At 69.7% G+C, this 22,349-nt stretch carries 13 protein-coding genes and 2 pseudogenes; 4 read left to right on the top strand and 11 right to left on the bottom strand.

Annotation, left to right across the window (positions count from 1 at the left end; translation table 11 throughout):
- Positions 1-1,167 precede the first annotated feature (1,167 nt).
- On the bottom strand, positions 1,168-1,491 hold the full coding sequence (locus GNZ18_RS30585; RefSeq protein WP_156220074.1) for a histone-like nucleoid-structuring protein Lsr2: 324 nt from the start codon (positions 1,489-1,491) through the stop codon (positions 1,168-1,170).
- Between the two features lie 621 nt (positions 1,492-2,112).
- Positions 2,113-4,920: a tetratricopeptide repeat protein gene (locus GNZ18_RS30580; protein WP_156220073.1), complete on the bottom strand. Its 2,808-nt coding sequence runs from the start codon at positions 4,918-4,920 to the stop codon at positions 2,113-2,115.
- Between the two features lie 846 nt (positions 4,921-5,766).
- On the opposite strand from GNZ18_RS30580, the gene GNZ18_RS43830 reads away from it, so the two are divergent.
- The gene (locus GNZ18_RS43830; protein ID WP_173390924.1) at positions 5,767-8,223 is read left to right on the top strand and encodes a tetratricopeptide repeat protein; all 2,457 of its coding nucleotides are present in this window, start codon (positions 5,767-5,769) and stop codon (positions 8,221-8,223) included.
- Positions 8,224-8,318: 95 nt separating this feature from the next.
- On the opposite strand, the pseudogene GNZ18_RS30570 reads toward GNZ18_RS43830, so the two are convergent.
- A pseudogene (locus GNZ18_RS30570) lies at positions 8,319-8,501 on the bottom strand (IS982 family transposase); the annotation flags it as partial.
- A 1,358-nt stretch (positions 8,502-9,859) separates the two neighbouring features.
- Between GNZ18_RS30570 and GNZ18_RS43825 the strand changes: the two are divergent.
- On the top strand, positions 9,860-12,265 hold the full coding sequence (locus GNZ18_RS43825; RefSeq protein WP_216651482.1) for a tetratricopeptide repeat protein: 2,406 nt from the start codon (positions 9,860-9,862) through the stop codon (positions 12,263-12,265).
- Positions 12,266-12,472: 207 nt separating this feature from the next.
- Here GNZ18_RS43825 and GNZ18_RS43330 read toward each other — a convergent pair whose 3' ends face one another.
- From GNZ18_RS43330 to GNZ18_RS30545, 5 genes are all read right to left on the bottom strand, one after another.
- Positions 12,473-12,604, bottom strand: a complete 132-nt coding sequence (locus GNZ18_RS43330) for a hypothetical protein (protein ID WP_281378172.1) — start codon at positions 12,602-12,604, stop codon at positions 12,473-12,475.
- Entirely contained in the window at positions 12,601-13,239 is a 639-nt protein-coding gene (locus GNZ18_RS30560; RefSeq protein WP_156220070.1) for a hypothetical protein, read from the bottom strand. The genes GNZ18_RS43330 and GNZ18_RS30560 overlap by 4 nt, the downstream gene beginning before the upstream one ends.
- A gap of 8 nt (positions 13,240-13,247) precedes the next feature.
- Complete coding sequence (locus GNZ18_RS30555) at positions 13,248-14,171, bottom strand: hypothetical protein (RefSeq protein WP_156220069.1); 924 nt, start codon at positions 14,169-14,171, stop codon at positions 13,248-13,250.
- Complete coding sequence (locus GNZ18_RS30550; protein ID WP_156220068.1) at positions 14,168-15,328, bottom strand: siphovirus ReqiPepy6 Gp37-like family protein; 1,161 nt, start codon at positions 15,326-15,328, stop codon at positions 14,168-14,170. The genes GNZ18_RS30555 and GNZ18_RS30550 overlap by 4 nt, the downstream gene beginning before the upstream one ends.
- A 64-nt stretch (positions 15,329-15,392) precedes the next feature.
- A complete protein-coding gene (locus GNZ18_RS30545) occupies positions 15,393-15,680 on the bottom strand; it encodes a phage distal tail protein (protein ID WP_156220067.1) in 288 nt (95 codons plus the stop codon).
- A 5-nt stretch (positions 15,681-15,685) separates the two neighbouring features.
- On the opposite strand from GNZ18_RS30545, the gene GNZ18_RS30540 reads away from it, so the two are divergent.
- Both GNZ18_RS30540 and GNZ18_RS30535 read left to right on the top strand, forming a co-directional pair.
- Positions 15,686-15,844 carry a hypothetical protein gene (locus GNZ18_RS30540; RefSeq protein ID WP_156220066.1) on the top strand — a complete coding sequence of 53 codons (159 nt, stop codon included), beginning with the start codon at positions 15,686-15,688 and terminating at the stop codon, positions 15,842-15,844.
- A 615-nt stretch (positions 15,845-16,459) separates the two neighbouring features.
- The gene (locus tag GNZ18_RS30535) at positions 16,460-18,481 is read left to right on the top strand and encodes an NB-ARC domain-containing protein (protein ID WP_156220065.1); all 2,022 of its coding nucleotides are present in this window, start codon (positions 16,460-16,462) and stop codon (positions 18,479-18,481) included.
- Positions 18,482-18,583: 102 nt separating this feature from the next.
- Here the strand turns inward: GNZ18_RS30535 and GNZ18_RS30530 are convergent, their stop codons facing one another.
- From GNZ18_RS30530 to GNZ18_RS30515, 3 genes and pseudogenes are all read right to left on the bottom strand, one after another.
- Positions 18,584-19,189: a hypothetical protein gene (locus tag GNZ18_RS30530; RefSeq protein WP_156220064.1), complete on the bottom strand. Its 606-nt coding sequence runs from the start codon at positions 19,187-19,189 to the stop codon at positions 18,584-18,586.
- 65 nt (positions 19,190-19,254) lie between these two features.
- Positions 19,255-20,456: pseudogene (locus GNZ18_RS42640) on the bottom strand (S8 family serine peptidase).
- A 144-nt stretch (positions 20,457-20,600) separates the two neighbouring features.
- Positions 20,601-20,978, bottom strand: coding sequence for a hypothetical protein (locus GNZ18_RS30515; RefSeq protein ID WP_156220061.1), 378 nt, complete (start codon positions 20,976-20,978; stop codon positions 20,601-20,603).
- Between the last annotated feature and the right edge of the window lie 1,371 nt (positions 20,979-22,349).

Here is a 22,349-nt window from a genome sequence, read left to right as displayed (position 1 = left end):
GTTAGAATCGATTGCGAGGTAGGTGTCGGAAGTTGCACTCTCCACCAGATTAGCCGGCGGGTCGGCGTCAAGTCGCGGTTCAATGTCCAGAAGTTGTTGCCAGGAGCTTTTCTTCCACGCTCATACGCCTGACGTGTTGCAACTCTCAGGCGGTCGCGTTCATCGGCTTCTTTTTCAGCGAACGACACGCGGCGGGCCATGATACGTCCCTCAAATTCCTCCTCCAGAAGCTCGGAAGCGGTGTCCCAAAGCTCTGGCGATTCAGCTTGAGCGGCGTGGAGCAACCGGTCCTGCTCGGCGGCCAGGCTGCGACACGCCGCGAACAATCGCCGTGACATCCCCAAGGTAAGGTCAGTTCCAGGTACGTCGTGGCGACCGAAGTCGATCAGGCAGGGCGGCAGGAGAACCGGCCAGCCAGAAGCCCGGCTGGCCGGTCAGGGCATGAGGTCGGACTCCCTGGTAGGCCAACGGGATCAGGCGTACTCTCAGCCGTGCGCAACGCGGTAGTGGTTCCTGTTCGCGGTAGGCGCGCGATCCTCTGTCGTCGCCCAGCCACCTCCAGACCCCGGGTGCGCTCTGCCGACCCATGGCTTTGCCCTGGTGGATCAGCGCGACAAAATCCTGCTGTACCGGCACGTCGCCGATGCCGTATCGCACTGACAGACCTGAATCGCCCCCCACGGCTGCAAACCCCAGCGCACCCGCGCCCGCATTCGCCAAGCCGCGCACTTCTCACGCTCCACCGCCCCGAGTCCAGCCGCGCCACCATCGCTGTGAGCGCTTGGGGCGGATGAAGTGAGCGGCGGCCGGCGCCGTTCCCGCGTCAGGGCTCTGCCGCGGCCCGGGGGCATCCGCTCGTGCCGTGGGCGCGGCGGTTGCCTGGTAGGAGCGCGGTTGTGACCTCGGTGGTCGGCCCGGGTGAGATCGGGCGTTCCGGCCACCGTTCGCCTCATCCGCCGTCCGCGAGCGAGAGCCGGGGGTTGCCGCACAGCGCGCGCCGTGCTCCTGGTCCGCGGCCAACTCACCGACAAGCCCATCGCCAGGCCAGTTCTCCCCACCCCGAGGACACCGGCGGGCCGCCCGCGATCGGATCGTGCGCCTCCCGGCGTCCAGCGCGGCCAGGTTGATCCGAGGCACCGGACAGAGCCAAGGGCTCCTAGCACGTGCCTACCGGGATGCGTCGTACTGTTCGATGACGGTGGCGGGGATGCGTCCACGGTCGTTGACCTTGATGCCGTTGCTTTGGGCCCACTCGCGGATCTCGGAGCTGCGCTCACGGTTGCTGGCCGTTTGCTGCTGGCTGCCGCCCCGAGCCGCCCGGTAACGGCGTCCGTTCTGCATGAACGGCTGCAGCGCGCTGCGGAGCTTACCGGCGTTCTCCTCGCTGAGATCGATCTCATAGGCTTTGCCGTCGAGGCTGAACGCGAGGGTCTCCTCGGCTTCGCTACCATCCAGATCGTCGATCATCCGCACGGTGACCTGCTGCGCCATTCAATTCCATTCGTCGAGCTAATAGCGACCATCACCGTAACCGATCGAGACGACGATGGGTGCGATGCCATGCCAAGCCCGCCCCCTGAGAAGTCAGCCCGACTCCCCCGCGCCCCGCCAAAAAGGCCAAAGCACCGACCGGTCGCCGATGCCGGCACGCCAGGCAGCGGCGTGGACACAGCCCAGTCTCCACGGCGGTGACGCCGGTGACGTCGGCAGGAGGGCAACCGCCGGTGGCGGCGGTTGCACGGGCGACGGCCGAGGCGTAGGGCTGGTGGGTATTGGGGTGGCGGCCTGGTAGGGGCCGGTGAACTCATCGGCTGGGGTAGGCGTAGACCCCACGGCATCGCGGATCGGTGACCCCTTCAGCGGTCATCGCCTACCGATCGGAAAGCGGGCCTCGGTCGTACACGGCGCGGTAAGCGGCCTCCAGCTCAGTGTTGATCACTCGGCGATCATGAACGTGATGGTGCAGGACCATCACATACTCGCGAATCGAAAGTCGAAGGGCAGGCGCCCCTGCGCGGCGCGACCTCCGCGTGCTGCGCCGACAGTGATATCCGCCTTGTTTCCAGGGCCCGGATCGGAGCGGATGTCCTGGACTGGGTCGCGCGAACGCGGCTACTGGTCCTCGGGTGCAGCGCGAGCTTGCAGCGTCTCCTCCAGGACCTGGCGAGCGATGGCCGTGTTGTCCTCATCGCCTGCCTCCGCGAAGATCGTCACCGCCGCCTGCCCCACAGTGATCGCCTCCTCGAACCGCCGCGCCTGCCGTAGCGCGATGCCCAGGTTCTGTAGGGTCGCGCCTTCGCCGTATCGGTCGCCGGTTCTGCGGAAGATGGCGGCGGCCTGCCGGTGAGCGGTGACGGCCTCCTCGAACCGCCGCGCCTTCCGCAGTGCGACGCCCAGGTTGTGCAGGGTAATGCCTTCGTCGTGATGCTCGCCGGTCTGGCGGTAGATGGCGGCGGCGTCCCGGTGGACGGTGACGGCTTCCCCGAATCGCCCCAGCCCCTGCAGCGCGGCCCCCAGGTCGTTCAGCGCCTGACCTTGGTCGTGATGGTCACCGGTTTCGCGGTGGATGGCGGCAGCCTGCTGGTGGACGGGGATGGCGTCCTCGAATCTGCGCACCTCGGTCAGCGCGCGTCCCAGATTGTTCAGCGCCAGACCTTCACCGTGGCGGTCGCCGGTCTCGCGGAAGATCTCGGCAGCCTGCCGGTAGGCGGGGATGGCCTCCTCGTACCGCTGCAACTGCCGCAGCGTGAGCGCCAGGCCGTTCAGCGCTTGGGCGAGGCCGTGCCGGTCGCCGATCTCACGGTGGATGGCGGCGGCCGCCTGCCCGGCAGTGAGCGCCTCCTCCAACCGCCGGCTCTGCCGCAGCGCCAGGCCCAGATTGCTCAGCGCTTGGCCTTCGCCGTGCCGGTCGCCGGTCTCGCGGAGGATGTCGGCGGCGGTCTTATGGGCGGTGATCGCCTGCCCGAACTGTCGTACCTCGGTCAGCGCGCTCCCCAGGTTGTTCAGCGCCCCGCCTTCGTTATGCCGGTCGCCGGTCTCGCGGAAGATGACGGCGGCGTCCCGACAAGCGGTGATGGCCTCCTCGAATCGTCGCACCTGCCACAGCGCGGTCCCCAGGTTGTTCAACGCCCGGCCTTCGTCGTGCCGCTCACCGGCCTCGCGGCGGAGGGCCAGGTCCCGCCGGTGGGCGGTGATGGCCTCCTCGAACCGCCGCGCACCGGCCAGCGCGAGCCCCAGGTTGTTCAGCGCCCCGCCTTCGCCCTCGCGGTCACCGGCCTCGCGGAACATGACGGCGGCGGTCTGGTGGGCGGTGATGGCTTCTTCGAATCGCCGCACCTCGGCCAGCGCGGCCCCCAGGTAGGTCAGCGCTGTGGCTTCGCCGTGCCGGTTCCCGGTGCGCGCGGCGGCATCTCGGGCGAGGGAGGACAGGGTGATCAAATCGTTGAACAGCCGCCGCCATTCCAGGAATGAGGCCAGGGCCAGGGGGAGGTTGATGGCGATATCGGGGTGGCCGGTGGCGGCGGCGGTGTGTGCGGCCGCGTCCAGGTTGGGCAGTTCGGTGTCCAGCCACGCCAGTGCCAGTTGGCGGGTGGCGAACCCGAGCGTGGCCGGATCGGCGACGGTCGGGTTCAGATGGGCGGCCGCAGCTCTCGTGGTTTCGAGGTAATGCTGCAGCAGCCGGCGCAGGGCTCGGTCGCGATAATCGGTCCTGGAGTGCTCCAGGCTGAGGGCGGTGGCGTACTGGCGGACCAGGTCATGCATCCGCCACCAGCCGTAAAGTTCGCCGGGTTCGAGCAGGTGCGCTTGGGCGAGGCGTTCGACCAGCCGCTCGCCTTCGCCGGGCCAAAGCAGGGCGGTGGCGGCGGCGGCGCGGGTGGAGATGTGGGGGCCGGGGTTGCAGGTGATCAGGCGGAACATACGCTGCTGGTCGGCGGGAAGCGCCTGGTAGGACAGGGTGAAGGCGGCGCGCAGGCCCGGCCGGTCCTCGTCGATGCGCTCCAGCCGGGTGGCCTCGTCACGCAGCCGCTCGGCCATCACCGCCAGCGGCATGCCCGGGTGGGTGGCCAGCAGCGCGGCGACCAGATGAATCGCCAACGGCAGTCCGGCGCACGCCGCGGCGACCTGCGCGGCGTGCTCGGGATGGTCGGCGGCGCGGGTGTCGGTCGGGCGTTTGGAGGTCAGCAGCCGCGCCAAGAGGTCGGTGGCGTGGTGGTCGGACAGGACTTCCAGGTCGAGCAGACGTGCCGGCAGGTGCGCCAGGATGTGGCGGGAGGTGACGACCGCGCGGCCGACGCCCGGAATCAGGTCCTCAAGGTCGGTGTCGGGGGCGGCGTTGTCCAGGACCACCAGGATCGGGGTGCCCAGGTCGGCGTAGGCGGCCAGCACCGCCCGGTACATCCGCACCCGCTCATCGAAGGCGGCCGGAAGAACCTCATCGGGGACGCTCAACCCGCGCAGCAGGTTCGCGATGGCCTGGTGGACGGTGAGGCGCGTGGGCGCGGGCGCGTAGCCGTGCAGGTCGATCGGCAGGACGCCGCCGCTGAACCAGCCGTTGTTCAGTGCGATGTGGACGGCTTGGAGGGCGAGTTCGGTCTTGCCGATGCCGCCCAGGCCCGCCACCGCCGCAGTTACCAACGCCACCCGCGCCCCCGCACCTGCGCCGGCCGTCGTTCCTCCGCCCGCCAGGTCGCCAGGCGGGGTGGGAGCAAGGACGTCCAGCAGTTCGGTCAGGGCGTCGTCGCGGCCGACGAACTCCGGTGTCGGGGCGCGCCAGCCGTTGAGCCCGGTAGGCACCTGGGGCGGGAGCTGCACGGTGATGTCGCGGCCCTGCACCACCGACCCGATCACCACCGCCCCCGACACCGAGTTCACCACCCAACCCGACCCGCCCTGAGGCCCGCCCCGCCGTTCACCCGCCATGGCGCGACGGTACGGGCACCACGACTCCGATCGCGCGCAGTTGGCCTGGGTCCGCAGGCCGGTGACCGGCCCCGGTCACGCGGCCACTCGCCGTGCGTCCTTGGGGCGGATTCCGAGGAGGTGGCCGCTTGTGGGCGTGTGCGCCCAAGGGCGCGTCCTGCCGGGCGGCGAGGGGTGATGATGCCGCTATGAGCGGCGCGTGCTGGCGTGGGCAGGTGTGGGCGCTGCGGCGGCGGCCGCGATGGTGCTGGCGGTGTTCTGGCGGGTGCGGGGCCTGGAGCAGGCCGGGTGGCTGGCCGGTGTACTCAGCGCGTTCGCCGCTTTGGCCGCGTTCGTGATGACTCTGCCACTGCTTCCCGGTACCCGTTCAGAGGCCGAGCAGCCCTCCGCCAGCGCCACGGTCAACACCTTCACCAGCGGAACCAACCACGGACCGCTGGTGATGGGCCGCGACATCAACGGAGCCGTTACCTCCGGTCCCCCGCCTCCACCACCTGCGGCCACCCCGCCAGCACCGCATACGGCACCAGCACCGCCGACCGGCGCCGAAGCCGGGTCCGCTGCCAGGCCGCAGGCCGGTGAGCCGGGTGAAGGGACGGTGTCCAATACCTTCAGCGGCGGGCCGAACTACGGGCCGCTGGTGATGGGCCGTGATATCAACGGCCCCGTCGCCTCTCACGCAGCGCCCATGCCTGGGCCCGCCGCTGCACCGGCCTTGCCGGACTCCCACCAGTCCCCCGGGGGGGAGGCTTCTACCAACCGCCTGGTGAGACGGCCGGTCGCGGCGCCGTGCAAGAGCAGCCGGGTGATGAATCGGCGCAGGATCCGGCGAGGGACTGAGTGCCGGTGCCGCAGACCCGAAACCAGATCTCAGGCGGGATCGTGGTCGGCCCGGCGATCCTAGGCCGCGACATCACGGTCATACTGCCGCCACAGATCCCTATGGCGACATCAGGCCTGCCAGCGGGATCACCCACCTTCACCGGACGGCAACGCGACCTGGACCGGCTCCTGGACAGCCTGAAGCCCCCCGGGCCCGCAGACCAGACGAGGGACGAGCGGGCGCGGGCGGTCGTGGTGACCGCGGTCGGCGGCCTGGCAGGAGTGGGCAAGACCGAACTGGCCGTCCAGGCCGCGCGGACGGCGCTGGGGCGCGACTGGTTCCCCGGCGGGGTGCTGTTCGCCGACCTGTTCGGCTACGACGAAGACCGTCGCCGCGACCCTGGCCAGGTGCTGGAGGGCATGCTCGGCGCCCTCGGCGTGCCGGGTGAGCACATCCCCGCCCACGCCCAGGACCGCTCCCGCCTCTACCGGTCCATCCTGGCCGAATTCGCCGCCCACGGCCAGCGGATCCTCATCATCGCCGACAACATCGACACTCCCCAGCAGGGGGAGTTGCTGCTACCGGCCGACGGGGTGAACGCGGCGATCCTCACCTTCCGCCATACCCTGGCCATGCTCAACGCCCGCCTGCTCGACCTGAACGTCCTCGACGTCGATGGGGCGGTGGCGATGCTGGATGCCGCGCTCCGCATCGCCGACCCCCACGACACCCGCATCCCCGCCGGCCTTGTTGGGGCCGCTCAGCTGGCGGAGGTGTGCGGGTTTTTGCCGCTGGCGTTGCGGATCGCCGCCGCCCTGCTGGCAGAAGACCCCGCCCTTACTCCCGCGGTGCTCACCGGGGAACTCCAGCAGGTCCAGCCTATCGACGGGCTGGCCTACGGGGATGAGGGCGTCCGGCGCGCGTTCGAGCTGTCCTACCGCTCCCCCACCCCCCACCAGCAGCAGCTGTTCCGGTTGCTGACCCTCAACCCCGGCCCTGACATCTCCACCACCGCGGCCGCCGCCCTCACCGCACAACCAGAACCGGCCGTCCGGGCTGTGCTGAAGGAGATGGCCCGCGCCCACCTCATCGAACGCGGCACCGCCCCCGGCCGGTGGCGGATGCACGACCTGGTCCGCCAGTACGCCAACACCTTGAGCCTGCAGCACGCCGAGGTCGATCACCGCGACCAGGCCCTGCACCGCCTGCTACGCCACTACACCGTTACCGCCAGAGCCGCGGTCGCCCATCTGAACCCGACGGTCGAGGATCCGGTCGCCGGCGGGTTCGGCAGCCGCTGGCAGGCGCTTGCGTGGCTGGACATCGAACTGCCCCACCTGGCGGCGGCCGCGCACACCGCCGCTGACGTCGGCCACTCCGCCGTCGCCATCGTTCTGCCCCTTGAACTGGCCTTCTTTCTGAACTGGCGGCGGCTGTTCAGCGAGTGGATCACCATGTCCTCCCTCGCTCGCGACACCGCCAAACGCATCGGCAATCGAGATGGCGAAGGCGCCGCGCTGAACAACCTGGGGCTTGCACTAGTCGAAGTGCGGCGGTTCGAGGAGGCCATCACCGCCCACCAGGACGCCGTCGCCGTCTTCCGCGAGACCGGCGACCGGAACAGCGAAGGGACAGCGCTGAACAACCTAGGTGTCGCGCTGCGGCAGGCACGGCAGTCTGAGGACGCGTTCATCGCCTACGCGGGCATCGCCTTCGCCTACCAGGATCCGCTTCCCGAGGTTGAGCGGTTCGAGGAGGCGGTAAGCGCCTATCGGCAGCATCTAGCCGTCTGCCGCGAGGCTGGCAACCTCCACGGCGAAGCTACGGCACTGAACGACCTGGGCATCGCGCTACAGCAGACAGGAGCGGTTGACGACGCCATTTACACCTACCAGGACGCCCTCACCCTCTACCACCGAACCGGCGACCGTCGAGGCGAAGGCCAGACACTGAACAACCTAGGGATCGCGCTACGACAGGTGCGGCGATTTGAGGAGGCGGTGAACGCTCATCGGCAGGGCCTGGCCATCTGCCGCCGAACCGGCGACCGTCGAGGCGAAGGCCAGACACTGAACAACCTAGGGATTGCGCTACGGCAGACGCGGCGAGTCGAGGAGGCCGTCACCGCCCACCAGAATGCCATCATCCTCTACCACGAGACCGGCGACCGCCACAGCGAAGCCATGGCGTTGAACAACCTGGGCATAGCGCTACGGCTGGCGCGGCGATTTGGGGAGGCGGTGAACGCTCATCGGCAGGGACTGGCCATCTGCCGCCAGACCGGCGACCGGCAGGGCGAAGGTCGCGCGCTGACCAATCTGGGAATTGTGCTGCGCGGGGTGCGGCGGTTCGAGGAAGCGATCAAAGCAGGACAGGCCGCTGTGACGATCTTCGCCATGGCGGGCGATGAGTACAGCGAAGCCGTCGCTCACGCGACCCTCGAGGAATCGATTCGAGCCAGCACCACCGCGAAGGATTAGCAGTCACATTCGCCGCCCCACCCCACACATCCGATCTGATTCGGGACTCGAGCGGGGGCGGCTAGATCGTTGATGGGGGTTGTTGGGTGGTGTGGTCAGTGGTCGTAGGCGGTCATTGACCGTTTGACCGGGGCGTCGGTCAGCCGGTTGTGCCGGATCGCGGCGTTGAGGGCGCAGATGCGCTGGCACAGGCGTGTCCACAGGCCCTGGGTGGTGCGTGCGGCATGGCGTTCCAGCCCGAATTGGTTCTTCAACGTCCAGATCACCGCCTCGAGACGGTGCACCTCCGAACCATATCCGGGTGCACAGCGGGGCAGGCGACGCGGAGCACATGCTGTTCACCTTCGAAATCGAAGGCAGGTAAAGGGAGGGTAGCTCTCCCTCCGGCGCCCCCATGAAAAGCTGACCGTCAGCTACATCCCTGAGAAGATAAGCCTCCAGCCTGAAAGAGAGCCATGAGCGGATGGGCAGACGACAAGAGTGCGGTTGAAGCCGTGCAGCAAAATCGGCTCAACCTCATACGAGAACAAGCGGCGTGGCTTGAGACGGCCGAGAGGCTGCGCCAACGCACCTTTGGACTATCTGGGCGAGGCGTTCGGACCACGCGCTGTCAGGGCTGGTCGGCGAAGCGATCACCAGGGCGGGAAGGCGTCGGTCCGGATCGCACAGCACATCGACGAGCGCGCCGACGCCTCCGGTGTCTACCCGCGCGGGTCGCGTCGCCGGCCGCGCCGGGCCGTCGTGTGCCTGGCAGGGCCGCCTGTTTCGTGTGTGCGGGACTCTGTGTTTGGACGATTGCGGTCAGGTGCGCGGAAGGGCGTGTGCTGGCGGTGCGGCGTGGGACATCGTGGTGTGGAACGGGTGCGGGTGCGCGTCCTTGCGCGGGAGGGGGAGCCATGGGTGCGAGGCGTTGGCGGCAGGCGGGCGCGGCGGGCGCGGGTGTGGTGGTCGGTGCGGTGGTGAATGTGGCCACGGGGATGTTGACGCAGCGGTGGGATGCGGCGTGGTGGGCGGCGACGGTGGCGTTCGTTGTGGTGGGGGGTGGCCTGCTGGCGTGGCTGACCTTCACTAGTGCCCCCGATCCGGAGCCGCAGTCGGGTGGGTCGGTCGGGGTGTCGGCGTCCGGGGACGGCGCGATCGCGGCGCAGGGGTCGGTGTCGGGATCCTCGACAAGGGTGTCCCGGCCTGTGTCGGCCGCTCCAGCACCCCCGCCACCGGCCCCGGCGCCGGGTGGGGGTGTGAGCGCGTCGGGTCTGGGGGCGATCGCGGCGGGAGGCGATGTCAGCGATTCGGGGACCGAGGTGACCCGGGACGACCCGGGGACCTCATGAGGTGGCGTGGCCGTCGCCCCGCTGCGGGCGATCCCGGACCGGGGAAACCGGGGTCTGCGCGGCCGGGGTCTGGGGATCCGGGGTCGGTCGAGGCGTCTGGTCCGGCGGCGATCGCTGCTGGCGGCGATGTCATCAACTCGCCCACGCACGTGGATGTGTATCAGGCGGTGCCGCTGCCCAGGGCCGAGGAGGTCGATCCGCCGCGGGGGGCGCCGTCGAATCTGCGGTTTGGCACGGAGTTGTTCGTCGGCCGATCAGCGGAGTTGGCGGAGTTGGATGCTGCGTTGGCGGGGCCGGGTGGGGCGGTGGTGCAGGCGGTGCACGGGCTGGGCGGGGTCGGCAAGAGCACGCTGGCCGCCCGCTGGGCGCGGCAGCACGCCGATGCGCACGTGCTGACCTGGTGGATCACCGCCGATTCGGCCGCCAACATCACCGCGGGGCTGGCGGAGCTGGCGGGGGTGCTGGTGCCCGAGATGACCCGGAGCACACCGGCCGCGCCGGGGGCGGTACCGGTGCAGGAGCGGGCGGCGTGGGCGCGGCGGTGGCTGGCATCCCATGCAGGCTGGCTGGTGGTGCTGGACAACGTCACCGACCCCGGTGACGTGGCCGAGCTGGTGGCGGGCGCCCCGGCAGGCCGGTTCCTGATCACCAGTCGGCTGCGGGAGGGCTGGCACGACATCGCCCCGGCGCTGATCAAGCTGGACGTGCTGAGCGAATCGGACGCACTGGACCTGCTGCGCGGCGTCCTCACCGTCGGCCGCCCGGCCTCGGGCCCGGGCGCTGGTGTGCCCACCGGGTTGGAGAAGGGGGCGGAGTTGTGCGCTGAACTGGGCTGGTTGCCGCTGGCGGTCAAGCAGGCCGCCGCCTTCGTCCGCCAAGCGCACCTGACCCCGGAGGACTACCTGGAACTCTATCGCGCCAACCCGGCAGCGATATACGACCGAGCGGCGCGAGGCAGCGACTCCGCCACCATCGCCCTGATCTGGCGCATCACCCTGGACACCCTCGCCGAAAGCACCCCACTGGCCGGTGAGCTGCTGCGGATCATGGCCTGGTGGGCACCCGAGACCATCCCCCGCACCCTCCCCACCCCCATCACCGACCCGGTCACCGATCCGGTCGGGCTGGCCACGGCGCTGGGGGAACTCGCCGCCTACAACATGATCACCCTGAGCCCCGAGACCATCAGCGTGCACCGCCTGGTCCAAGCCGTCGCCCGCACCCCCGACCCCCGCGACCCCCACCGCCAACCCGCCGACATCGACACCGCCCGCCACCACGCCACCACCCTCCTCCACCAAGCCACCCCCGCCGACACCGACGACCCGGCAGGATGGCCGACCTGGCGGAGCCTGCTGCCCCACATCGACGCCCTGGCCGAACACGCCGACCCCGACACTGACACCACCACAACCAGCCTGCTCCTGGACAGTGCCGCCTTGTTCCTGCACGAGCAAGGCGCCATCGCCCGCGCCATCGCCTACTACCAGCGTGCCCTTGCCAGCAACCAACGCCTCCACGGCCCCGACCACCCCGACACTCTGACCTCCCGCAACAACCTGGCTGGCGCCTACTACGAGGCGGGCGATCTGGAGCGCGCGATCCCGCTACTGGAGGCGACACTGACCGACCGGGAACGGGTACTGGGCAACGACCACCCCAACACCCTGGCCTCCCGCAACAACCTGGCTGGCGCCTACTACGCGTCGGGCGATCTGGGGCGCGCGATCCCGCTGCTGAAGGCGACACTGACCGACCAGGAACGGGTGCTGGGCGACGACCACCCCGACACTCTGATCTCCCGCAGCAACCTGGCCTACGCCTACCAGGAGGCGGGCGATCTGGGGCGCGCGATCCCGCTACTGGAGGCGACACTGACCGACCAGGAGCGGGTACTGGGCAACGACCACCCCCGCACCCTGGCCTCCCGCAGCAACCTGGCTGGCGCCTACCAGGAGGCGGGCGATCTGGGGCGCGCGATCCCGCTACACCAGCAGACGCTAACCGACCGGGAACGGGTACTGGGCAACGACCACCCCGACACTCTGATCTCCCGCAGCAACCTGGCCTACGCCTACCAGGAGGCGGGCGATCTGGAGCGCGCGATCCCGCTACTGGAGGCGACACTGACCGACCAGGAGCGGGTACTGGGCAACGACCACCCCCGCACCCTGACCTCCCGCAGCAACCTGGCCCGCGCCTACCAGGAGGCGGGCGATCTGGGGCGCGCGATCCCGCTACACCAGCAGACGCTAACCGACCAGGAGCGGGTACTGGGCAACGACCACCCCCACACCCTGACCTCCCGCAACAACCTGGCACACGCCTACCAGGCGGCGGGCGATCTGAAGCGCGCGATCCCGCTACTGGAGGCGACACTGACCGACCGGGAACGGGTACTGGGCAACGACCACCCCCACACCCTGACCTCCCGCAACAACCTGGCTGGCGCCTACTACGAGGCGGGCGATCTGGAGCGCGCGATCCCGCTACTGGAGGCGACACTGACCGACCGGGAACGGGTACTGGGCAACGACCACCCCAACACCCTGATCTCCCGCAGCAACCTGGCTGGCGCCTACCAGGAGGCGGGCGATCTGGGGCGCGCGATCCCGCTACTGGAGGCCACCTTGGCAGGATGCCGCCGTGTGCTGGGGGAGGACCACCCTCTCACCAAGACGGTGCGGGAGAACCTGGAGGGGGCCGGGTAGAGAGCCCGGTCGGCCATCGACCGAGACCGCAACGGCAGCGCGAAACCAGCCGGACGCCGGACGGGCCGAGTCATATGCCAGTTGCAGGGAGTGCCCGCCGGTACGTGCCGACACGGCGGTCAGGTACGGCACCTCCACCGGCCGCGACCACGGTGTGCTGGCCTATGACGGCACCGGCATGGGTGGGGGACGCGCCTATCTATATAGCTAGCGTCCGTAGGGGCCGGAGCCGTAGGGGCCGGAGCCGTAGGGGCGGGGGTTGGGCGGAGCGGGCGGGGTGATCGGCGGCCGACCGGCTGCCTTCCAGAGCCCGTCCTTGAGGACGTAGATGACGATCACGCGACCGCCGCCCACAGATCGTTGTCGAGAGAGTAGGCGCCGCCGTTGGGAGGAGCTGGAGAGGCCCCGATCCACATGGCGGGCCGGTTCGCGTCGGGGGCGGTGCTGGAGCGGACCGGCCAGCCCTCTGCCCCCTTGGTGACGTATTGCAGGCCAGGGGCCGGGAGCTCGTTGAGGTCGGGGTAGCGGCCGGTCGTGGCAACTCGTGCCAGGGCCGGCGTGCCCGCAAGGTCGGAGTAGAGCCCGGTGCGAGCGACGTGGGCGAGCGTCGCCAGGGTCGCCTGGATCGCCGCCACCACCGCGACGGTGTCGGGGACCAGGGCGAGGGTGTCGCCCACGTCGGTGGCGAGCATCGCAAAGCGCACGCCCACTCCGCCGTCGACCCACATCAGCCAGACGTCCTCAGGGCCCTGAAAACGAGGGATCGAGCCGGGCGGCAGGTCGCCGAGGCCGGTCGCGGACCGGATCTCGGTGATCTTGTTGCCGTCCTCATCGAGGAGGTCGTCGTATCGTTGGCCGCCGACGGGCTGCGACCAGAACGTCAACGGCTTGTCCGGGGCGAGGACGACGGTGTTGCCATCGCCGGTCTTGAACGTCCAGTCGCTCGGGGACTGCCCGAACCAGTGCCTGCCCATATCTCCCCTCAGCCGATGAACCAGGAAAGGAACGCCTGCACGGTGCGCGAGGCGGGCAGGTCGGCGACCAGCGACCGGAGGCGGACGTCGCCGCCGGTCTCGACGTTGACCGCGATGACGGTCTGCCGCGCGACCTGGGCGTAGCCGAACCCGAGCACCTCTACTGGGGGCCGGTACTGCGGGGCGAGGTTGAACACGCATGACCCGTCGTCGTCGGCGGTGCCGACACCGTTGGTGGCCCATCGCCGCACCGAGAGCCGAAGTTCCGTCCGCCTGTCACGGCAGCGGATCCGTGACACCCCCGACGGGGACCATGCGTCGGCGTTGCTGCCGTTGGGCACCAGGTTCACCCAGCCGGTGTCGGCGAACGGGTCGTAGACCTTCCAGTCGGTGCCGGTGCCGGTGAGGATGACGCCGTTCTCGCAGATCATCCGGTCCCGGTAGGGCGCGGGCCGGGAGGTGGGGATCGACGGGGCGACCGGCCACCCGGTGAACCAGCGGGCGTCGACCATGTCCTCGGGCTGGACACCGGCGGCGCCGGGTTTCATCTTCCCCGCGCCGATGGGGATCTCCCAGACGCCGTTCCAGCTCTGCACGAGCGGCAGCAGGCTGGTCCCGCCCGGCTTGTACTCGGCGGTGATGCGGTCGTTGGGAGGGTCGTTTCTCAGCACGACGTAGTCGAGGCGGGTCGCGCCGGTGCTGTTCGGCGGGACGGTGAGCTGCTTGTCGGCGTCGTTGAGGTATTTCTGGCCCCGGACGAACGCCTCACCGGGCGGGACGGTGACGGTGCCGGATCCGTTGGCGGTGGGGCGCAGCTCCGGCCCCGACCAGGATGCGCATACGCCGTCCGGCGCCGCCCACATCATCATGCGGCAGAACTCGTCCTCGGTGGCGATCTTGGTGGACCCGTAGGGGTAGGAGAACTCGGTCACTTCGGCACCCGGGTTTCGATAAGGCGTATCCGGCGGTTGATCGCGGCCAGGAGCTTCATGAGCGCGCTGTTGGGCTGGCGGGAGTCGGCGGCGTCGGCCGTGCCGATCACCGGGCGGACGCTGTCACCGGTCGCGGTGTCGGAGTTGAGGGTGACCTCGCGGACGGTGTCGGTGACCAGCTCGCCGCGGACCATCACCGACCCCTGGTCGCCGACGCCGTAGTCGCGGCCGTACCGGCAGCCGTCGATGTCGATCGGGGACAACGACAGCGAGGCTTGCCGCGCGCCCGCGGTGAGGGCTTCCTCGGCGGCCTGGGCCATCTGCGCGGCCAGGTCCACCGACCCGGTGTCGACGTCGGTCTTGTCGACGAACTGCTCGATCCTCAGGCTCGGCACGAGCGGGTCCGCGCGCAGGTATTCCTTGACCACGCGCGGGGAGCTGGTGCCTCCGGCGACCACGATCGCGCAGGTACAGGTCGGCGGTGTCTTGGTGTAGGAGACATCCGAGAGGTTCCCGCGCCCGAAGCTCCAGGTGAGGCCGGAGGCGCGCGGCTGGTAGACCTCGAACCGGCGCCGGTCCCCGGCCTGCACGATCCGGAACCCCAGCCCGGCGGAGTTGCCGATGTCGGCCAGGACGTCCAGCAGGTTGGCGAACTGGTTGATCTGCTTGGTGAGGGTCGGGCCTCGGCCCAGGTCGTCGGCCAGGACCAGACCGGCGACCCGGCGGGCGGGCCGGGCGGCGGGCCCGATGTTGACGTTGACGAGCTGCCGCATCACCGTCTCGGCCGGCCCCGACACCTTGTAGGTCCCGGCGGTCTGGTGCGCGTCGTCCTGGCCGGGGTTCGGCCACACCGTGGCCTGCTTGAGGAGCTGGTTGTCGTCGGCTCCCGACACCTTCAGGGTCCCGACATCGCCGTCGTCGCTGGTCTGGGTGGAGTCGACCGCCTGAATGTCGCCGGACATGATCCGGGACCCGTTGAACCGGATGATCAGGCCGTTGCCCTCGATGAGGTGGACGGCCTTGTCGCTGTCGGCGGCGATCGTCAGAGTCCAGGAGCCGACGGCGTTGTGCCGCGGGATGGCTTGCATGGTGGTGTAGTCGCTGAGAGCGCCGAGCGGGGCCAGGTCACCGCTTCGGCGGATCTTCAATGCGAACACCGCCACCTCCCTTCGGGTACGCGGTGTGGAGGCGTCCGTGGCCGGGGGCGCGCGGTCGTGTGGGTCAGGCCGACAGGTAGCGCGGCCGGAGCCGGACCTTGACGGTGGTGCCGCTGGTGGCACCGGATGCGAGGAGGTCCACGGTGTTGGTGCCGCGCAGCAGCGGCCACAGCACGGCGGCCTCGTCGATGTTCGGCCACAGGTTCTCGGTCCCGTTCAGCACTGCGGTCTCGATCCGCTCGCGGCAGTCGATGACCGCGACGTCGGACGCGGACAGGTCGCGGCTGAGGGTCCAGGACCCGCCGGTCGGGTGGGTGAACGTCGCGGCAGACCGGAAACGCGGGCACGTCACCGGGGTTGACGATCTCCACCCCGGTCCCCAGCACCTGGGAGTCGGTCACCGCCCAGGGGACCCCGCTGGGGAAGAACGGTTGGTCGCTGCCGACGGCGCGGAAGGTGCGGAGGAACTCGGCGCCGAGCCAGAACGGCGACTCGCACGTCCAGGTGAGCCCGTAGGAGATCCAGCAGCGCCCGGCCGAGTCGACATCCTCGGCCCCCTCGGCGCCGGAGGCATAGATCGCGGTGATCGAGCGGGAGGACCCGTCCGCCTCGGTGAGCGTCAAGATCCCCCGGCCATCACCCTCCAGGGGCGACAGGTCCCGCAGCAGTCGGCGTTTCCGGGCCAGGAACGCGGGGCGGCCATCGTCGGCGTAGATCGCGACCGGGATCATGATCTCCCGGGCGTTGGCCTTGGTGTCCCGCCGACGGTTCCCGTGGATGCCCGGGGACTCGTCCTCATACGCCTTGAACGTCGGCATGTCCAGGCCGCGCGCACCCGGCCGCACTAGGTATCCCGACGGCCAGTCCGACAGGACCGTGACCTGCCCGAGAGGGCTGGTCCAGGTGACGGTCGTCAGCTCAGGAGCCGGACCGTGGGTGCCGATCTCGCTGACCTGCTGGGTGAGGATCGGCATTCGACCCGCCCTTCTCCCTGAGACTCGCCTTTGAGGGCCGGGCCCGATCGCGCCATCGACCAGTGCGGGATCGAGCCAGGCTTAACGTCATGGATTGGGTGGCCGGGTTCGGCGTTTCCGGGTCGGGGGTGCCGGGTTGCGGGCAGGATGCGGTGGCATGGCGGGATGGGGCGTGTGGCGCTACTGGACGGCGGCGGTAGCGATCATGGCGGCGTTAGGATGGGCGCTGCTAGCGGGCGGGGGGCGAGATAAGGGGTTGGAGCGGGCCAGTTGGGTCGGCGCAATCGTGGCGACGCTGGCGTTGGTGTTCGGGTTGGTGCGGCGGGCGCGGCAGCGGCAGGTCAGACTCCGCTTGCGTGAGCTGGCGGGCCCGGAGGCATTCCTGGGGGACGCCCCGCGTGTGGTGCCCTACTTCGTCGAGCGCCCGGACCTGGCCGGTGCGGCGGTGCGGGCCCTGCGCGGTGGTGCGCGGGTGGTCGCGCTGGCGGGATTCGGGGGCGCGGGCAAGTCGACGCTGGCGGTAGCGGTGACCCGCAACAAGCGTCTGCGCCGCCCGTATCGGCACGTGACGTGGTTAAAAACCGACCCAGGCACCGACCCGGTCACGCTGCTGACCGAACTAGCCCGCCGACTGCGCATCCCCGAACCCAGCTACACCACGCTCGGCCAGGCGCGAGACGCAGTGTCGGCGGCGCTGGCCGGACAGCGGCTGCTGATCGTGCTGGACAACGTGTGGACCCGCGGGCCCTTGGACGCGGTGCTGGGCCTGGGGCCGGACTGCCCGGTGCTGTTCACCACCCGGATCACCGACCTGGTCACCATGGTCAACGCCGTCCCTATCGAGGTCGATCAGCTTACCCAGGACCAGGCCGTGCAGATTCTGGCGCGCTGGACCGGCACGCCGGTCGCCCACCTGCCGCCGCAGGCGTACCGGCTGTGCACCCGTCTACAAAATCTCGCGCTGGGGGTCGCCATGGCGGGCGCGATGGCGGCCCACGGCCGCAGCTACGCCGACATCCTGGCACTGATCGAGCTGGACCTTCAGCGGATCGAGGGCGCCTTCGACCCCGAGTACGACCACCCCACGCTGCGGGCCGCCATCGACGTCGGCATCAACGAGCTCCCACCCGCCGACCGGGACCGGTACCTGCGGCTGGCGGCCTTCACCGGCCGCGGCCCCTTCTCTGCCACCGCAGCCGCAGCCCTGTGGCATCCGCTGCCCGAGCTGGAGGTCAACCGCCTGCTGACCGACCTGATCGGCCGCTCCCTGACCACCCGCACCGGGGACGGCTGGTATATCGCGCACGACTTGCAGTACGACACCATCACCCAACGCCTGGGATCCGACCTGGTCCGCACCGCACACGAGGCATTACTGACGGGCTATCAAGCCCGCACCCCCGGCACATGGGCTCAACTGAGCACCGACGACCGGTACCTGCTGGCGAACCTGCCCTGGCACCTGGCCCAGGCAGGCCGGGAGGGTGAGCTGGTGGAGCTGCTGGGCCAGATCAGCTGGATGCACGCTCGCATCACCGGTGCCAGCCTGCCGGACCTGATCGGTGACTACAGCCACACCACCCATCCCCACGCCAAGGCGATCCGTCGCGCCCTGATGCAATCCACTCCCGCGCTCACCGCCCCGCACGAGGTGCTGGCCGGGCAGTTGGCCGAACAGCTCATCGGCCGGTTGATGGACCATCCCGATCCCGCCACCGCGGCATGGGCCGCAACGCTGACTCCTCCCGATCACACCGTCTGGCTACGCCCCCTCACCCCCGGCGCTCTCTCCCCCGTGACAAGCCCCCTCGAACACATCATCACCGGCCACACCGGCTGGGTGAACGCGGTAGCGATCAGCCCCGACGGCACCCGAGCCCTCACCGGCAGCGACGACCACACCGCGCGAGTGTGGGAGATAGCCACCGGCCGCGAACTCCACACCCTGACCGGCCACACTGGGGAGATTACGACGGTGGCCTTCAACATCGACGGCTCCCGGGTCCTCACCAGCGACTACGACAGCGTTGTACGGGTGTGGGAGATGGCCACCGGCCGCGAGGTCGCCCTCTGGCGCAACGATCATCCGGTGCGATGGTGCCGATTCAGCCCTGATCGAGACGATGAGATTCTGATCATCAGCCAAGGTCTCCACCGACTAAGGCTGATCGGCGCGTGAGCTCGGATGCGTGAAACACCGCGCCGGTGCAGTGCGTGCCAGAGAATTTCTGCCTCGCCCTAGTCTGTCAAAATTCGACAATTCTTCGGCCTGCGTGGAAGTTCACAGCAGCGACCGGTGTAGGACATACACGTCGTGGAGCGCGTCGCTGACGGCCTGCTTGGTGGGCCTGTCGGTGACCTCGTGGATGTGCAGCTCCTCGATGCTGATCCCGCCCCGTCGGCTGCCCGACGAGGCCGCGGCAGGCGCCGGGGCTGCCGGGATGGTCACCGGTACAAGAAGGCTGCTCATGCGTTCGGTCGATACCTTCACCTCCGCCAGGGAGGTGTCGACACCGTCGGCCAGTCCGGCGCCGACCTCTTTGCCTAGGTCGGCCATGACCTGCGACGGCGAGCGGATCTTCAGCTCCTTCTTGATCCTGTTCTTCATCGACTTGGCGAGGTCGGCCATGGCCCGCTCGATCGCCTTCTGCTGCGCGGTGAGCCCGGCGAGGAACCCTTTGCCCGCTTGGGCGCCCGCGTCGTACATCCCGTCCGCCGCGGACTGGCCGACCGCGGTGGACTCCTTGGCGATCGCCGCCTGCGCAGTGTTGAGCTGTTTTACCTGCGCGGGGGTGGCGGCGGCGAGGGCCCCGGCGTAGGCGGCGCCCCGGTCGGGGCCTGCGGCGGCATTAGCCGGACACCGCGAGTCGACGATGCGCCGCCCCACCCACGCAATCGCGGCCGCGGCACCTCCCCAGCCTGCGTGTTCAGCCACTGCATCCGTGCGCGAGGTCAGCGAGGCGGTGGAGGGCCATCGTCCCGCGGAGGCCGGTGCTGGGCGGGTGGCTGGTAGGAACCGCCGAGATGCCAATCGGGCAGCTCCCCACCGGACGGCTGCAGCGGCCGCTGAGGCCGGCCGAACCCTGGAGGTATCCCGGCGCCAGCGCCGGGGCCGAGTGGTGGGGGGTCGAGTGGTGGGGGGCCGGGCGGCGGGCCGCTCCGCCCGCTCTTGCGCCGGGCGAGGACGACGACGGTCACCGCCACCAGGACCCAGAAGCCGGCGATGGCGACGAAGCCGATGATGGTGCCGGTGCTCACCGGGTCGTCGGAGCCCGGCGCGGCCTTCGCCCGCGGGGTGGGCTGGTGCCGCTCGGCCCACCGGTCGTAGTCCTCGAAGACGGGGTTGGCGGTGCCCTTCGGCACCTTGCGGGCCAGTAGCCGGTAGGGGCGGATGACCCCGTAGCCCGTGCGGTCGTCGCGGCCCTTGACCCAGACGTCCTTGGCAGAGGCGATGAGCTGCCGCACCAGCTCCCGGTTGGTCATCTGCGGGAATCTGGCGCGCACCAGCGCGATCACCCCGGAGGTCAGCGCGGTGGCGTCGCTGGTGCCGCTGCCGCCCCAAAGCCGCCCATCCCGGCCCAGCGCGATCGTGTGGACGCTCGGAGCGGCGACCGTCACATAGTCCTGGCGCTCGGTCTTCTCCCAGGGCCTCAATTTCGCATCGACGGCGCCCACCGCCAGGACGCCCTTGCAGTTGGCCGGTGTGTTGCTGGGATTTCCTTCGCTGCCCTCGTTGCCCGCACCGACGACGACGACGGCGTCCCGCTCCAACGCTTGGAGACGGCCTGCTGCAGATCGGGTGGGCAGGCCATGGGCGCCGCCTGCGAGAGGTTGACCACCGTGGCGCCGTGGTCGACGACGTAGCGGATTCCCTTGATGTAGGCGGGCACGCTCTGCGCCAGCACGGGAAGGATTTTGGCCTCAGGTGCGACGCCGACCATTCCCGTTCCGTGTCCCTGACCGGCGATCGCCGAGGCCATCGCCGTCCCGTGGCCGGCCTTGTCGAACTTGTTGAGGTCGCGGCGGCCGTCGGTGCCCCAATTCTCGGCGTCCAGGCCCGGCAGCACCACGCCCCGCAGATCCGGCAGATCCGCCTCGACCCCGGAATCGATGAGGCCGACGGTCACTCCCTTCCCCTTGGAGATCGGCCACATGAGATCGTCCACACCCCACGCGGAGAACCACCACTCCCCCTGTCGGGGCCTGGGGTCGGCCGCCGCGGCGCCGGGCGCACCGACGACCGCGACGACGACCAGCGCGGTCGCCATATGGGCCAGTCTTCGGCTGCGCTCCAGCATCTAGTGCTCCTCGCCCACGGCCAGCGGCGCAGCGGCGCGGCACACCAGGCGGCCGCGCCAGCCCGGGCAACGCGGGAGGGTCAAGGCAGCCGCAGCGCTTCGGGCCTCGGATCTGCGGCGCAGACTGTCCACGAGGCCGCCCCAGGCGGGCCCTTCCCAGTTGATCGCCAGCGACCCGGGATCCAGCACGATCACGGCACCCCGCTTGCGGTCCGCATGGGCGCCGCCCGCGCAGCTCATCGTGATCACCGGATGACGAGAACCGATTTCGCTGATGGCCCCTGGGCAGGCGAGTCTCCCCGTGGTGGTCACCTTCTCGCCGGTAATGGTCAAGGTGGCGATGGGGCTGGCGTTGATCGGTGACCAAGTGCCGTCCAATCCACGAGGATTGGCGGCTCCACTGGGCCCGTTTGTGTAGAAGGAAGGCGGAGGTGGCGGGCTTCCCACATCGCCCGCGTCCCCCGAGCCGTTGCACGCGGCCACGCACAGCACCATCCCGAAAGTGGCGACAACAACCGCACCTGTCCTCATCAGACCTACTTCCTCATCATGTTGAACGGGCTGCGGCTCAAGACGGCCCGGCGCCGGCACCTATTTGGAAATGCTCATGGAAGGCTGCGCCCGCCCACACCGGAGAGGCATCCACGTCTGCTGGAGCCCGAACCAAAGAGTAGGGGCGGCAATGTCAGCCGAACTGTCAGCCGAAATTTCTTCCAGGAACCTGCCTCCGGCAGATCACCACGAGCCCAGCGTGAGGCGCGCTCGCGGGCATAGGCGTCGCACGTGAGGCCGAACCATCACGCCATCGGTCACCCGCCAGCGAGTCGGCGGGTTCGATGTCCGTGTACCCGACGCAGTAGAGCCCGTCCGCCCGGACATCGCATCGCCCAACACCGTCCCCGGTATCTCCGGCGAAGGGGACTTCGGGGAAAGCCGAGCATGCGTCGGCATCTTCTCCCCGCCCCGCCGCGCCGGACATCCCTTCACGGCGCTGGCGCTGCTCCGATGATCGGAGCAGGCACCTCTTCTCCCTGCTCCGCCTAGCGGAGCAGACAGTGCTCTGCTCATCGGAGCAGACACCGCCCGGACTGCCCCGCTCATCGGAGCAGCGCTGCTCCGATGAGCGGATCAGACTGCTCCGATCATCGGAGCCCACCCTCTTTTGACCCTCTGAGAACTTCGATCTCGAACGGCGAAGCCGCTCGAGCGGCGATCGAAACCTCCTCGACGCCGGACTCGACAGCGGCCCCAGCGCTGACAACCGCGCTGACACCACCGGCGCTACAGTGCCGCCAAGACCGCTCCGGGCCAGTCCCCTGGGAATTCTCAACCAGCTGCAACCTCGGGAACCTGTGCTGACCGACCACACGAAAGCGGAGGCCGCTCAGCAATGAGTCGGGAGGACCGCAGCGCCGCCCTCCCACCCCGACCATGGGTGAGGAGGCCGGGTGGTGATCGGTCCGCTCGGTCACACCTTGGACGCGGCGTGTTCGGCGCGACACCCGTGAAGCCTGTCGGCGAACGACACAGGACTCATCCACGGCGTCGGCATGCAGATCGGAACGGCCTTCGCGCTCACCCAGCATTAGTCGACCGTCCACCAGGCTTGCGGGACCAGTTCGGACGGGCCGGCCCGATCAGCAGAGCACCGAATACTTGAGCGGCCTCATGCGGCTACCAGGGCCACCAAACTGGATATTACGTCTGCCTTGTGGTTCCCAGCGAATGCACACGAAGGCGTTGCCGCAG

Source organism: Actinomadura litoris (assembly GCF_009733595.1).
In the GTDB taxonomy this organism is placed as follows: domain Bacteria; phylum Actinomycetota; class Actinomycetes; order Streptosporangiales; family Streptosporangiaceae; genus Spirillospora; species Spirillospora litoris.
Note: the sequence above shows the minus strand (reverse complement) of the source record. Positions and strands in the feature narration are given on the sequence as shown.

Excerpts from the sequence above, each read along its gene's own strand:
- GNZ18_RS30535 (WP_156220065.1), top strand. The coding sequence starts at position 16,460 with ATGGCGGGATGGGGCGTGTGGCGCTACTGGACGGCGGCGGTAGCGATC.
- GNZ18_RS30580 (WP_156220073.1), bottom strand. The coding sequence starts at position 4,920 with ATGGCGGGTGAACGGCGGGGCGGGCCTCAGGGCGGGTCGGGTTGGGTG.
- GNZ18_RS30585 (WP_156220074.1), bottom strand. The coding sequence starts at position 1,491 with ATGGCGCAGCAGGTCACCGTGCGGATGATCGACGATCTGGATGGTAGC.
- GNZ18_RS30560 (WP_156220070.1), bottom strand. The coding sequence starts at position 13,239 with ATGGGCAGGCACTGGTTCGGGCAGTCCCCGAGCGACTGGACGTTCAAG.